Origin of the sequence: Novosphingobium sp. CF614 (assembly GCF_900113255.1) — a bacterium.
Lineage (GTDB): Bacteria > Pseudomonadota > Alphaproteobacteria > Sphingomonadales > Sphingomonadaceae > Novosphingobium.
In genome coordinates, this window is the sequence record NZ_FOOR01000007.1 from 103,900 (window position 1) to 117,159 (window position 13,260).

Consider the following 13,260-nt stretch of genomic DNA (forward strand, 5'->3'; position numbering starts at 1 on the left):
ACGGCCCGGTTTTTATGTGACTCTGGCTTTTGTGACGATGCAACCCGTCAAGTCATGCCAACCGCTTCAAACTTTGACTTCTTTTTCATCATAGGCGCCGTTGGCATGGCACTGCGGGAATCCCGACGATGGTTGCTTGTGGCCGCCAGACACGATTTGACATGCATTGATGCGAATTGAGCCATGAACTGCTTCGAATCCGGTACTATCATTCCGCCCCACTAAAAGAAAAACGGGGGAGAGATCACCATGACGCGACGAGCGATTTACGGCTCGGCGAGCCTTGTGGCCATGGTCGTCGCCAACCAGATTGCCGTGCCGCATGCCCAGGCGCAGACCGTTGGTGCCGAAACCTCCACGCCAGATCGACAGGCACAGGATCGACTGGCCCAGGCAAGTTCAGGCGCCATCGAAGAAATCGTCGTGACCGCACGCCGCCGCGAGGAAAACGCGCAGAACGTTCCGATATCGATCATCGCGCTCGGCTCCGGCCAACTGGAACGCAAGCAGATCAATCAGGTGACCGACCTGCAGCGCATCGCTCCCGGCCTGACGGTCGACGTCGTCAACAACAAGCCATCGACCGTCCAGGTGGGGATTCGCGGGCAGCGCATGAACGCGATCTTCGCGACGCAGGACCCGCCCACGGCGATCTATTTCGCGGAGGCGATGATGGCTCCGCTGCAAGGGCTCAACAGCGCCTTCTACGATCTTCAATCGGTCCAGGTGCTGAAGGGGCCGCAAGGCACTCTGTTCGGCCGCAACACCACCGGCGGCGCGGTGGTGGTGACGCCGGCACGGCCGGTGCACCAGTTCGAAGGCTATATCCGCGGCAAGATCGGCAATCGCGAAACCTACGGCATCGAAGCGGTTCTGAACGCACCACTGACCGGCACCCTGGCCGTGCGCGGTTCGGTGAAATACGAGGAGCACGGTCCCTACCAGCACTATATCGCCCCGGTGCCCGCCGGGCGGGATCCGTGGCAGGAGCGCTATGTCGACGCGCGCATTTCGACGCTGTGGGACCCCACCGATTCCTTCAGCAACTATTCGATCGCCTATTACTCGCGCAACAAGAACGGCGCGATCGGTGCCAACCTGGTCGCGATCAATCCGCTGAGCCCGGCGGCAGCCTTCAACGGCACCGGCGCCAAGGCTGCTTATCCCGACATATACGATGATCTCCTGCCCGGCAGCGACCGCGATCCGCTGAATGTCGCTTCAAGCACGCCCCAGTTCGACGACACCGAAACCTGGGGCATCATCAATACCACCACGCTGGACGTGGGCGCCGTCAAGTTCAAGAACATCGCCGCCTATCGCAACGTGACGAACGAAAGCCGCATGAACATCGCCGGTTCGCGCGCGCCGATCCTGCTCACCTATCAGGACGCCCACCACAAGAGCTTCTCCGAGGAATTGCAGATGAGCGGCTCGGCCCTGGACGATCGGCTCGATTTCATCGCCGGCCTCTATTACTATCGCCAGACCGGTTTCGACCTGCAGAGCGCCCCGGCCTTCTATGGACCGCCGTTGCCGCAAACGGTCTCCACCTTCCTCACCTACATCAGGAACCAGAGCACCGCCGCCTACCTTTCCGCCGACTTCAAGATCACCGACCGGCTGACGGCCTCCGCCGGATTGCGGTACAGCATCGACAAGCGGCGGGCGAACTGGCGGCATCAGGCGGTCGATCTTTGGAGCAGCATCGGCGTACCCTTCGTTCCCGGCTGCATCCTGCGCGATTCGACAGGCGCCGTGCTGCCGGTCAGCCAGTGCGACATCAGCAACAGCAAGACTTTCAAGGAGCCGACCTGGAACCTCAGCCTGAACTATGAATTCGCGCAGGGCTCGATGATCTACCTGTCGCAGCGCCGCGGCTACCGTTCCGGCGGGTTCAACTCGCGCGCCGTCACCGCGCCGCAGCGCCAACCGTTCCAGCCTGAGACGGTCATGGACTACGAGGCCGGCATCAAGACCGATTTCGAGCTGGGCGACTGGGCCATCCGCCTGAACGCCGACGTCTACCGCGCCAACTACAAGGGCCTGCAACGGACGGTCACGATCAACATCGGCGGCAACAACTTCACCAATTCGCTGGTCAATGCCGCCAGCGCGAAAGTCGAAGGCTTCGAACTCGACCTCACCGTGCGGCCGACGCCCAACCTCACGCTCGGCGCCACTTACGCCTACACCAAGCCCAAATACAATCAGTTCTCGCAGTTCGTCGGCGGTATCCTGCGCGACTTTTCGGACCGCGACCTGGCCGGCGTGCCGCGCAACGAACTGGCTGCATCGATCGAGTACAAGGTGCCGATGGATCCGTCGCTGGGCGAACTCGATCTCTCGCTGAACTACAGCTACACCGACAAGACGGTGATGTCCGACACCTACCAGAGCAAGCAGCAGCTCGCCTATCTCTATACGCCGGCGCAGCTCGCCCTGATCCCGGACGACACCGTGTTCCAGACCCCCGCCTATTCGCTGGTCAACGCCAGCATCGGCTGGTTGAACGTCCGGGGCGCACCGCTGGACCTCAGCTTCTACATGAAGAACGTCTTCGACAAGCGCTATCCGATCAACGGCAGCGGCCTGTACGAATCGCTGGGCGTGAACATGATTACATACGGCGCGCCGCGAACCTTCGGCCTGATCGCGACTTATCGCTTCCGCTGAAGCATCGAGCGGAACAGAACCGTTCATCGCCATCCCACCTCGACGAGATTGGCGGAGCGAAGCCGTCGAAGAATCCGGGGTGGCGCCAAACCGCGTGGCTGACGTCCCGTCGTGGTCAACGCTCTGGATTGCCGCGCCGCTTTCAGCGGCTCGCAATCGGAGGAGAGACAGGGAACAAGCGTTCGGATCAATGGAATCTGGCACCAAGACCTTGCCGGCACACATCGCGATTGCGACCGATTTGGCGTCTCTGATCGGAAATCCCGATATCTGTGAGAAAGTCCGTCCGTTTTTCGTGGAAGTCGCAGGGGTGTAACCCCCGATTGCCAAATAAGGCGTGGCAACAGAGAGGAACGAAAGGTGCTCAAGATTTCCATTTCGACGCTGGCCGCCATGGCCGCGACGTTGACCCCGGTAATGGTCGCCGCTCCCGCCCAGGCGCAGGAACAGGCGATGTCCACACGCAACTGGTGGCCCAACCACCTCGACCTGAGCGCGCTGCGCCGGAACGATCCAGGATCGAACCCTTACGGCGCCGACTTCAACTATGCACAGGAGTTCGCAACGCTCGACCTTGCCGCAGTCAAGGCCGATATTCGCAAGGTGCTGACCACCTCTCAGCCATGGTGGCCGGCCGATTACGGCAACTACGGCCCCTTCTTCATCCGCATGGCCTGGCACAGCGCCGGCACATATCGCGTGGGCGACGGACGCGGCGGCTCGAATGGCGGCGAACAACGCTTCGAACCGCTCAATTCCTGGCCCGACAACGTCAGCCTCGACAAGGCCCGCCGCCTCGTCTGGCCGATCAAGCAGAAATACGGCCGCAAACTCTCCTGGGGTGACCTGATGGTTCTGACCGGCAACGTTGCGCTTGAGGACATGGGCTTCAAGACCATCGGCTTCGCTGGCGGGCGTGTCGACGCCTGGGAGCCGGACCTGGTGTTCTGGGGGCCGGAGAAGAAATGGCTCGGCGACGAACGGCGTGATGGCAAGGGCGGTCTCAAGGGCCCCCTGGCGGCAACGCAGATGGGCCTCATCTACGTCAATCCCGAAGGCCCCAACGGCAACCCTGATCCGATCGCGGCGGCGGCCGACATCCGCCTCGCCTTCGGCAACATGGCCATGACCGACGAGGAGACCGTAGCCCTGATCGCTGGTGGCCACACGTTCGGCAAGGCCCACGGTGCGCACAAGCCCGACGAATGCGTCGGCGCCGATCCTTCAGCGGCGCCCGTCGAACAGCAGGGCCTGGGCTGGGTCAACAAGTGCGGCAAGGGCAATGCCCAGGACACCGTCACCAGCGGCCTGGAAGGCGCCTGGTCGGCCAGCCCGATCGCCTTCACCACGCAGTACCTGGACAACCTGTTCGGTTTCGACTGGGTCAAGACCCGCAGCCCGGCGGGCGCGATCCAATGGGTGCCCAGCGACACCAGCGCCGCCCAGCTCGTGCCGGACGCGCATGTCGAAGGCAAGCGCCATGCGCCGATCATGTTCACCACCGATCTCTCGCTGAAGGAAGACCCCGGCTTCAGGGCGATCGCCAAACGTTTCCACGATGATCCCGACCAGTTCGCCCAGGCCTTCGCCCGCGCCTGGTTCAAGCTTACCCATCGCGACATGGGCCCGAGCGCGCGCTATCTCGGCGGCGAAGTGCCCAAGGAAACTTTTAGCTGGCAGGACCCGCTGCCCAAGGCCGATTACGCGATGATCGACGATCAGGACGCGGCCAAGCTGAAATCGATGGTGCTGGCTTCCGGCCTGTCCGGCCGCGAATTGGTCAAGGCCGCCTGGGCCTCTGCCGCCAGCTTCCGCGCCACCGACATGCGCGGCGGCACCAACGGCGCGCGCATCCGGCTCGATCCGGCCAAAGGCTGGGAAGCGAACGATCCGGCGGAACTGGCCAAAGTGCTTGGCAAGCTGGAGAAAGTGCGGGCGGATTTCAACCGTTCGGCGACTGGCGGCAAGCAGGTCTCAATGGCCGACCTGATCGTGCTGAGCGGAAATGCCGCGATCGAGCAGGCCGCCAGGCAGGCCGGCCATGACGTGGCCGTGCCCTTCACCCCGGGGCGCGTCGATGCATCCCAGGCGCAGACCGACGTCAAGTCCTACGATTACCTGCGCCCCCGTGCCGATGGCTTCCGCAACTACTACGGCGCGGACAGCGACCGCTCTCCGGCGGAGATGCTGGTGGACAAGGCGGCCATGCTGGACCTGACCGTGCCCGAAATGACCGTGCTGGTCGGCGGCATGCGCGTACTTGATGCCAATGCCGGGCATTCGCCGAACGGCGTGCTGACCACTCGTCCGGGCACGCTGTCGAACGACTTCTTCGTCAATCTGCTCGACATGGGCACCAGATGGTCGAAGTCGGACACCTCGCCCGGCCTCTATCAAGGCTATGACCGGGAGACCGGAAAGCCCAAGTGGACAGCCACTCCGGTCGACCTGGTGTTCGGCTCCAACTCCGAACTGCGCGCGGTTTCCGAAGCCTATGCCTCCGACGATGCCCGCGACATGTTCGTGAAGGACTTCGTGGCGGCCTGGGCGAAAGTGATGGACGCCGACCGCTTCTGACGCGGGTCCAGTTCGAAGCGAGATGGCGACGCATCCCTGCCGAGGCGTCGCCATCGAGCCTTCCGGAGCGCTGATGTGAAATCGATCGTGATCGCGGCGGCATGCGCGGGCGGCGTCCTGGCACTGGCGGCCAATGCTCCGGCCGATACCGGTGCGGCGCCCCCAGCGCCCCCCGCCTTCTCCCCCTGCACGGCCTGCCATTCGGTCGAACCTGGCAGGAAGACCTTCGGCCCCAGCCTGGCTGGCGTGGCCGGGCGCAAGGCCGCCAGCCTGCCGGGCTATGCCTATAGCCCGGCGCTCAGGACTTCGGGGCTGACCTGGGACGCGCGAAGCCTGGACAAGTGGCTGGCCTCGCCGCAAAAGGCCGTGCCCGGCACCAGAATGCCGTTTCCGGGGATCGCCGATCCCGCGAAGCGCAGGCAGGTCGTCGATTACCTCATGACGCTCAGGTAATTCCACCGGCGGGAAAAATGGTCTAGAAGGCGGGCCAGACCCCAGCTTCGGATCAATCCATCCTTCATGCGTTTCATTGCCAAGTTTATCGTCTGGTTCGTCGCGATCAGCGTGGGGATCACTGTACTCTACCGTTTCGTGCCGCCGCCGGTGACAGTGACGATGCTGGTCGACGGCAACGGAATCACCAAGGACTGGGAGCCGCTGAGCCGGATCGATCGCAACATGGTGGCCGCCGTGGTCGCGGCGGAGGATGGCAAGTTCTGTAGCCACAACGGCTTCGACACCGAGGCGATCGAAAAAGCGATGACCCGCAATGCCAACGGCGGCCGCCTGCGCGGCGGCTCCACGATCAGCCAGCAGACCGCCAAGAACGTGTTCCTGTGGCAGGGCGAGGGCTGGACCCGTTATGCGCGCAAGGGGCTGGAAGTGTGGTTCACTTTCCTGATCGAGAACCTGTGGGACAAGCGGCGGATCATGGAAGTCTATCTCAACGTCGCGGAGACCGGCATCGGCACTTACGGGGTAGAGGCCGGTGCGCAGCGCTACTTCGGCAAGTCGTCGGCTAGGCTGACCCCCGTCGAAGCCGCGCGGATAGCCGCCGCCCTGCCCAGCCCCAAGACCCGCAGCGTCAAGAACCCGTCGGGCTTCACCCGGCGCTACGGCAACACCATCGCCGCGCGAATCGGGACGGTGAAGCGGGATGGGTACGATGCGTGCGTTTACGAGTGATCCCGAATTCCATTGATCGGAACTCTTGTACCCCGTCTCCTCACCAATGCCCCGGATTACCGCGTTGCCTTCAGCGAAGGGCGAAGATGAGCCTCGCTCCAAGAGACTTGGCATGAATCTTTGAAAACAGGCCTTCGGTCTATTTCCGCGAAAGCCCGATATACGAAAAGGGCCGGCAGGGTTTCCCCCGCCGGCCCTCTATCGTTTCGCCTGGGCTCGAAGGATCAGACGCCGGCGACTTCCGTCGTATCGATCTTCAGGCCGGGGCCCATCGACGAGGACAGCGAGACCTTGCGGACGTACTTGCCCTTGGCGCCCGACGGCTTGGCCTTGACGATCGCGTCGACGAAGGCGCTGAAGTTCTTCTTCAGATCCTCGTCCGAGAAGCTCATCTTGCCGATGCCGGCGTGGATGATGCCCTGCTTTTCGACGCGGAACTCGATCTGGCCGCCCTTGGCGTCCTTCACGGCCTGCGTGACGTTGGGCGTGACGGTGCCCAGCTTCGGGTTCGGCATCAGGCCCTTGGGGCCCAGCAGCTTGCCGAGACGGCCGACGACGCCCATCATGTCGGGCGTGGCGATGACGCGGTCATAGGCAAGGTTACCGGCCTGCATGTCTTCCATCAGGTCCTCGGCGCCCACCTTGTCGGCACCGGCGGCGAGTGCCTCGGCCGCCTTGTCACCCTTGGCGAACACCGCGACGCGCACGGTCTTGCCGGTGCCGGCGGGGAGCGAGACCATGCCGCGCACCATTTGATCGGCGTGACGCGGGTCGACGCCCAGGTTCATCGCGATCTCGACGGTTTCGTCGAACTTGGTGGTCTTGAGGTCGCGCAGGGTCTGCAGCGCCTCGCCCACAGGATAGAGCTTCTGGTTGTCACCCAGCTTCGCGGCGAGGGACTTCTGCTTCTTGGTCTGCTTTGCCATATCCTCAGCCCTCCACAACCTGCAGGCCCATCGACCGGGCCGAACCTTCGATGATCTTGGTCGCTGCCTCGATATCGTTGGCGTTGAGATCCTTCATCTTCAGCTCGGCGATCTCGGAGAGCTTCGAGCGAGCGATGGTTCCGGCCGAAACCTTGCCGGGCTCCTTGGAACCGGACTTGAGGTTGGCGGCCTTCTTGATGAGGAAAGTGGCCGGCGGCGACTTGGTCTCGAACGAGAAGCTGCGATCCGCGTAGACCGTGATGATGGTCGGGATCGGCATGCCGTTCTCGAGTTCCTGCGTGGCGGCATTGAACGCCTTGCAGAATTCCATGATATTCACGCCGCGCTGGCCCAGCGCGGGACCGATCGGCGGCGAAGGGTTGGCCTTGCCCGCGGGCACCTGCAGCTTGATATAACCTGTAATCTTCTTGGCCATGAGGCCGCTCCTTTTCACACTTTCGCGCCCGCGTTCGCGGACACTCATGTTAAGCGGTCGAGCAGGCGCCAAAGCGCCCTTCCGCACAGAATCGCACCGGCGAGTGCCGGTCCGAAGTGCGCGCGCCTAGCCGAGTTCGCGGCAAAAGGAAAGAGGCGCGGCGCGGTAAAGCGCGCGCCGTTCAGGCAAGGTGGGCATCACGCCCCTTCGCGGCCCGCGCATGGCGCCCCCAGGCCGCCCGAATCGCCCGGCGCGAGGGCAGTTCGACGAAGCGGTAGCATAAGTCGGAAACGGCCAGCACCGCCAGGGCGAAAGCCGCCGTCACCGCCCAGACCATCGCCATGCCGCCGGCAAACGGTGCCCACCAGCGCTCCGCCACCGCCAGCATCGGCCAGTGGGCGAGATAGATCGCATAGCTTCGATCCCCCAGCCAGCGCATCGGCGCACTCCCCATCCACGGCGCGCGCAGCGCCAACAGCAGCAGTGCCGGCCAGGCGTAAAGGCACAGCGGCAGCAGCGAACTCATCGTCCCCATGTCGAGCGCCAGCCCGAAAGCGAGAAGGCAGGCGAGCAATGCGACCGGAGCCGCCATCAGCCGCTCGCGCAAGTGCCACAGCATCTGGCCCATGAAGAAGCCGAGCAGCCCGCGCGGCAACCCGTCGCCGACCCACGGGCCGCCTGGACGACCCTGCACGACGAAGTGCAGCAAGGCGCCGGCGATGGCGATCACGGTAACCCAGCGCAACATCCGCCTGCCGCCGCAAGCACCAAGCGCGAACAGCACGTAGCAGACCACCTCGACCGAGATCGACCAGCTCGGCCCGTCGAACGTATGGGCCACCGGCGGCACGAAGGCCTGCAGCATCAGCAGGTGCGCCGCGAAAGCGAAAGCGGTGTTGGCCGGGTCCGCGCCGAACAGCAGCGCGCACAGGCACAGCATGAGCAGATGGAGTGGATAGAGCCGGGCCACGCGCGCGGCGGCGAAGGCGCCGAGCCGGTCGCGGGTGAGAGCCGGCCTCGTCGATCCGAACGCAACAAGCCCCTCCCCTTCAGGGGAGGGGTTGGGGCGGGGTCTATCGATCGAACGCCGCGCTTGCTGAGAGACCCCACCCTGCCCGCCGTCCCGCAGGTATACATGCGCGAAGATATAGCCGGAGATCAGGAAGAACAGGTCCACCAGCGTCCAGCCCCAGGCCTGGAACCACGCCAGCACGCGCGGTGCATCGGCCAGCGAAGAGGATGTGAACAGCGATTGCGGATGGTAGAGGAACGCGACGCCGCAGGCGGCCAGGCCGCGCAGGCCGTCAAGCTGGGCAAGGCGTTGAACGCTGCTCTTCATGGGGCCGTTCCTCACAGGCCTTCCTCGAAACAACTGGAAAATCCCTCCGGGCCGCAAGCTTGTCGATATCGATGGGCCTGCTCCAAGCCGCTCCAGCATTGCAGCGAATGGTTAAAATCGCGCGACCACGCTTGCCTTGAATTTCCATACCATGCTATATATCACGATATGGAATGGAGGATGGATTGTCCGCGGATCTGATCGCCGAACTGGGTTACTTGTGTCTCGGAAGCCGTTTTCGCCGCCTTGGCGAACGCTTGCAGGCGGGCGTGGCGGAACTGGCAAGCCTCGAAGGCATCGCGATTCAGCCGGCGCAGTTCCCTGTCCTCGCCGCCCTCGCCGACGGCCCGCTCACGGTGGGCACGCTGGCCCGGCGGCTGGACCTCAGCCAGCCGGGCGTGACCCGGGCGGTCGGCAAGCTCGTGAACGATGGCCTGGTCGAACCTGCCGGTGACACCGGCGACCAGCGCCACCGGGCTTTCCGCTTGTCGAACCGGGGACGTGAACTGCTCGAACATGCGCGGCGGCGTGTTTTCCCCCTCGTCGAAGAGACCGTGGCAAGGCTGTGCGCCCGCCCCGACGACGACCTGCTCGGCCACCTCGCGCATCTCGACAAGGCGCTGGCCGAAGTGCCGTTCGAAAAGCGGCTGCGGGCGCGGCGCGATCGCGCGGCCGGGTCATGAGCGAAAACCCGCTCGACAACCCGATCTGGCACGCCCTTGCCGGAGAACAGGCACGGTTCGCGCTGAGCGGCGGCGCGGCCCGGCGCTTCCGCGCCGATATCGGCCCGCTCGCCGCTGTCCGCGACCAGTCCGACGATGGGCTTGCGGACCTTGCCGCGCTGGCCCGCAAACATGGTGCGCTGGTGCTGTTCCAGCCCGACGACGATTCACGGATGCCCAACCGCCACGCCGGCTTGCGAGTGGTGAAACAGGCCCGAGGCGTGCAGATGATCTTCCGGGAAGCGGTATCCTTCCGGGAAACCGACGATGCGCAGGCCAGGCCGCTCGGGCCCGAGAACTACCCCGAGATGCTCGCGCTGGCGCGCTTGACCGAACCCGGTCCCTTCGCCGCGCGCACCGCCGATCTCGGCGGTTTCTGGGGCATTTTCGACGACGGCCGGCTGATCGCCATGGCAGGGCAAAGGCTGCGCATACCCGGCCATGCCGAAGTGAGCGGAGTCTGCACGCATCCCGATGCGCGCGGCCGCGGCCTTGCCGCCCGCCTGACGCGCAAGGTCGTGGGGCAAATCCTGGCTGAAGGACGCCTGCCGATCCTTCACGCCTACGCCGACAACGAAGTGGCGCTGGCGCTTTACCGGCGGCTCGGCTTCGCCGAGCGGACGCATTTCCGCTTGACGGCCTGCGAGGCCGCACCCTGACGGGCGCGGCGCCCGGGCGTCACTTGCTGAGTTCGACGTGCTCGAAATCGAGCTCGACCGGTGTCGCGCGGCCGAAGATCGAAACCGAGACCTTGACCCGGTTCTTGTCGAAATCGAGTTCCTCGACCACGCCGTTGAAGCTGGCGAACGGGCCGTCGAGCACTTTCACCGAATCGCCGATCTCGTAATCGATGTTGATGTGCTTGCGCGGCGCGGCGGCGGCGGCTTCGGCGGCACCGAAGTAGCGCGCGGCCTCCGTCTCGCTGATTGCCTGGGGCTTGCCGCTGGCGCCCAGGAAACCGGTCACCTTCGGGGTGTTCTTGATGAGGTGATAGACATCGTCGTTCAGCGCCAGCTTGGCGAGCACGTAGCCGGGCATGGTCTTGCGTTCGACCTGCACTTTCTTCCCGCGCTTGACCTCGGTGATGGTCTCATGCGGGACCTGCACGTCCTCGACAAGCTGCGACAGGCCCATCCGCTCCGCTTCGGAGAGGATGGATTCCTTCACTTTGTTCTCGAAGCCGGAATAGGCGTGGATGATGTACCAGCGGGCCATGGTTCTCTCTTCGTATCTAGTTTCAGGCGATCACAGCAGCGACAGCAGCGAGCTGACCACCCAGCCGAACAACGCATCGATGCCGAGGAAGAAGGTTGCCAGCAGCACCGTCATGATACCGACGAAGATCGCCGTCGTCACCGTCTCCTGGCGCGAAGGCCAATGGATCTTGCGTGTTTCCGTCTGGACCTGGCGCATGAATTCGCCGGGATTGATCTTGGCCATGTCAGTCGCTCTCGTGTCTCTTGCCTGATGCCTGAGCAATGAATCTCTCGTTTCTTCCGCCTAGGGGCCATCGCCGCCCCGGCCGAGGCCGGGAGGGGCAAATGAAGTCCGCATGTCGGAAGGAATGGGGGACTTAGCTCCCGTCCGCCGGATTTGCAAGGTCCACCGCGTCGGGAAGCCGTGCCAGGAACGAGTTGGGCGTGCTGTAGACTATCCGCGCGCCGTCCGGCAGCGCCACCGGCTGCGCATTGCCGATGAACCACAGGTAGTCCGCATGGCGCGCCGGCTTGAACTTGCGCAGATCGATGTGCTGGGTGGGCGAATAGAGGATGCGCTGGGTGGGATCGTTGAACCGGTATTTCGTCTCGCGCATCGAGAGCATGTGCACGTCGGGCAGCGCGAAATTGGAATTTTCCATGGCACTGCGCCTCACCACCGCGAAGCTGCCGAAATGTTCGAACGGCCCGAACAGCCACTGCGTGCGCGGGATGGCGACGGCGGTGGCGACTCGCGCGCCTTCGGGCACATGATCGAGCGCGCCGATCAACTGCCGCGCGGTCTGCGCATCCTCGTACCAGACCACCGTGGTAACCGCGATGCGCGAGGTGAACAGCAGTCCCGCCAGTGCCAGCCCCCAGCGCGGCACCTGCCAGTCGATCGCCAGGCACGCGACCAGCAGCGCGGCGGTGCTGAGGCGATAGTCGGCATAGTCGCCGCCGAAGATCTGGCGCGGCACGATCAGCGTCAGCACCAGCAGGATCAGCGCGGCCCAGCCAGCGCGCCCGTCGAAGCGCTTGGAGACCAGCGCGAACACGATCACCGCGAGCACGACGCAGAGGCCGGCGATGTCGAACACCGGATCATAGCTGCGCATCGCTTTGTAAAGGATGCCCCACTTGTAATCGAGCACGCCCCAGCGGCCGTAGGAAACCTGCGAATTGGCGCCCATGCCCGCCAGCATCGGCACAAGCGGAAAAATCAGCGGCCAGGGCTTCTGGAATGGCCGCCAGTCCCGCCAGTTCTGGCGCTTGGTCCACTCGTAGCCGAACACCAGCACGCCCATCACCCCCCAGCCCGAGACGTGGCACAGCCATACCCCGAAGCTGATCGGCACGAACGCCACCAGGCGCCATGGCGATCGTTCCATCCGCACCCATAGCGCGAAGGCGAAGAACGCCATCGCCAGCGACAGCGAATAGTTGAGGAAGCCCATCAGCAGCGACGGCGACCAGATCATCGCGAAGGCCAGTATCGCGCCGACGCCGATGCGCCTGCGCAAACTCCAGACGACGGCGATGATCGACAGCCCGGTCAGGAACGGGATCAGCGCGACGATCAGCCGTCCCGCTTGCTCGAGCCCGAAAATCGGCGCCAGCGGCACCATCAGCAATTCGGCGCCGAGGTTGCCGGTCCACTCCCACTTGAACAGGAAATACCGGGTCATGAACGGATCGTCGCCGTGATCCAGCATGACCTTGAAACCCGCGAGATGCGAAGGATAGTCCGTCATCTGCGGGGTCCAGGCCACCATCACGGGCAGCGCGGCCAGAACCGAAAGCACTATGCCGAGCCAGAGCGCTTCGTTGCGCTTGCCGCTGGGCGTTTCGGTTATTTCGTCCGCGTCAGGGTGCGCCGTTCCGTGCATGTGCGACTGAATCTTTCCCCGCTACGCCCGAATCGCCTGGACGCGGTTCTCCTAATCGTCACCGCGTAATTGGCAAGGCATGCACACGCTACAGGCCTTCTCGGCTCGTCGCAAATCCAGCGGCGAACCCGCGTGATTCGAAGGTTCGGATGCCTGCGGAACGGCCGCTTACCGTCAATTCCAGGGAAATACTGGCAGGAGTGGCAGGATTCGAACCCGCGGCCCTCGGTTTTGGAGACCGATGCTCTACCAACTGAGCTACACTCCTGCGGGCGCCGGTGCGTCTAGATTGAGACGGAACGGATTACAAGGGA

General features: G+C 64.2%; 12 protein-coding genes and 1 tRNA gene. 6 read left to right on the forward strand and 7 right to left on the reverse strand.

The window, feature by feature from the left end:
• Positions 1 to 249: 249 nt before the first annotated feature.
• From BM052_RS10250 to mtgA, 4 genes are all read left to right on the forward strand, one after another.
• A complete protein-coding gene (locus BM052_RS10250; protein WP_091146311.1) occupies positions 250 to 2,676 on the forward strand; it encodes a TonB-dependent receptor in 2,427 nt (808 codons plus the stop codon).
• A gap of 417 nt (positions 2,677 to 3,093) precedes the next feature.
• Entirely contained in the window at positions 3,094 to 5,253 is a 2,160-nt protein-coding gene (gene katG / locus BM052_RS10255; RefSeq protein ID WP_255406078.1) for a catalase/peroxidase HPI, read from the forward strand.
• A 75-nt stretch (positions 5,254 to 5,328) separates the two neighbouring features.
• A complete protein-coding gene (locus BM052_RS10260; RefSeq protein WP_255406069.1) occupies positions 5,329 to 5,706 on the forward strand; it encodes a c-type cytochrome in 378 nt (125 codons plus the stop codon).
• Positions 5,707 to 5,772: 66 nt separating this feature from the next.
• Positions 5,773 to 6,438: a monofunctional biosynthetic peptidoglycan transglycosylase gene (mtgA, locus tag BM052_RS10265; protein WP_091146314.1), complete on the forward strand. Its 666-nt coding sequence runs from the start codon at positions 5,773 to 5,775 to the stop codon at positions 6,436 to 6,438.
• 224 nt (positions 6,439 to 6,662) lie between these two features.
• On the opposite strand, the gene rplA is transcribed toward mtgA, so the two are convergent.
• From rplA to BM052_RS10280, 3 genes are all read right to left on the reverse strand, one after another.
• A complete protein-coding gene (rplA, locus tag BM052_RS10270; RefSeq protein ID WP_091146315.1) occupies positions 6,663 to 7,364 on the reverse strand; it encodes a 50S ribosomal protein L1 in 702 nt (233 codons plus the stop codon).
• A gap of 4 nt (positions 7,365 to 7,368) precedes the next feature.
• Positions 7,369 to 7,800 carry a 50S ribosomal protein L11 gene (rplK, locus tag BM052_RS10275; protein ID WP_091146528.1) on the reverse strand — a complete coding sequence of 144 codons (432 nt, stop codon included), beginning with the start codon at positions 7,798 to 7,800 and terminating at the stop codon, positions 7,369 to 7,371.
• A gap of 181 nt (positions 7,801 to 7,981) precedes the next feature.
• A complete protein-coding gene (locus BM052_RS10280) occupies positions 7,982 to 9,139 on the reverse strand; it encodes an acyltransferase family protein (protein ID WP_091146318.1) in 1,158 nt (385 codons plus the stop codon).
• A 185-nt stretch (positions 9,140 to 9,324) separates the two neighbouring features.
• On the opposite strand from BM052_RS10280, the gene BM052_RS10285 reads away from it, so the two are divergent.
• Together BM052_RS10285 and BM052_RS10290 are read left to right on the forward strand one after the other, a co-directional pair.
• A complete protein-coding gene (locus tag BM052_RS10285) occupies positions 9,325 to 9,822 on the forward strand; it encodes a MarR family winged helix-turn-helix transcriptional regulator (protein WP_255406070.1) in 498 nt (165 codons plus the stop codon).
• Positions 9,819 to 10,520, forward strand: coding sequence for a GNAT family N-acetyltransferase (locus BM052_RS10290; RefSeq protein WP_091146323.1), 702 nt, complete (start codon positions 9,819 to 9,821; stop codon positions 10,518 to 10,520). Before BM052_RS10285 ends, BM052_RS10290 begins: the two co-directional genes overlap by 4 nt.
• A gap of 19 nt (positions 10,521 to 10,539) precedes the next feature.
• Here BM052_RS10290 and nusG read toward each other — a convergent pair whose 3' ends face one another.
• The 4 genes from nusG to BM052_RS10310 all read right to left on the reverse strand — a co-directional run bounded on the left by nusG (position 10,540) and on the right by BM052_RS10310 (position 13,214).
• A complete protein-coding gene (nusG, locus tag BM052_RS10295; protein WP_091146324.1) occupies positions 10,540 to 11,076 on the reverse strand; it encodes a transcription termination/antitermination protein NusG in 537 nt (178 codons plus the stop codon).
• Between the two features lie 30 nt (positions 11,077 to 11,106).
• On the reverse strand, positions 11,107 to 11,301 hold the full coding sequence (secE, locus tag BM052_RS10300) for a preprotein translocase subunit SecE (protein WP_091146327.1): 195 nt from the start codon (positions 11,299 to 11,301) through the stop codon (positions 11,107 to 11,109).
• Between the two features lie 133 nt (positions 11,302 to 11,434).
• Entirely contained in the window at positions 11,435 to 12,946 is a 1,512-nt protein-coding gene (locus BM052_RS10305) for a hypothetical protein (protein ID WP_091146328.1), read from the reverse strand.
• A gap of 192 nt (positions 12,947 to 13,138) precedes the next feature.
• Positions 13,139 to 13,214 (reverse strand) — tRNA-Trp (locus tag BM052_RS10310).
• Positions 13,215 to 13,260: the final 46 nt, after the last annotated feature.

Excerpts from the sequence above, each read along its gene's own strand:
- BM052_RS10250 (WP_091146311.1), top strand. The coding sequence starts at position 250 with ATGACGCGACGAGCGATTTACGGCTCGGCGAGCCTTGTGGCCATGGTC.
- katG (WP_255406078.1), top strand. The coding sequence starts at position 3,094 with ATGGTCGCCGCTCCCGCCCAGGCGCAGGAACAGGCGATGTCCACACGC.
- mtgA (WP_091146314.1), top strand. The coding sequence starts at position 5,773 with ATGCGTTTCATTGCCAAGTTTATCGTCTGGTTCGTCGCGATCAGCGTG.
- rplA (WP_091146315.1), bottom strand. The coding sequence starts at position 7,364 with ATGGCAAAGCAGACCAAGAAGCAGAAGTCCCTCGCCGCGAAGCTGGGT.
- rplK (WP_091146528.1), bottom strand. The coding sequence starts at position 7,800 with ATGGCCAAGAAGATTACAGGTTATATCAAGCTGCAGGTGCCCGCGGGC.
- BM052_RS10280 (WP_091146318.1), bottom strand. The coding sequence starts at position 9,139 with ATGAAGAGCAGCGTTCAACGCCTTGCCCAGCTTGACGGCCTGCGCGGC.
- BM052_RS10290 (WP_091146323.1), top strand. The coding sequence starts at position 9,819 with ATGAGCGAAAACCCGCTCGACAACCCGATCTGGCACGCCCTTGCCGGA.
- nusG (WP_091146324.1), bottom strand. The coding sequence starts at position 11,076 with ATGGCCCGCTGGTACATCATCCACGCCTATTCCGGCTTCGAGAACAAA.
- secE (WP_091146327.1), bottom strand. The coding sequence starts at position 11,301 with ATGGCCAAGATCAATCCCGGCGAATTCATGCGCCAGGTCCAGACGGAA.
- BM052_RS10305 (WP_091146328.1), bottom strand. The coding sequence starts at position 12,946 with ATGCACGGAACGGCGCACCCTGACGCGGACGAAATAACCGAAACGCCC.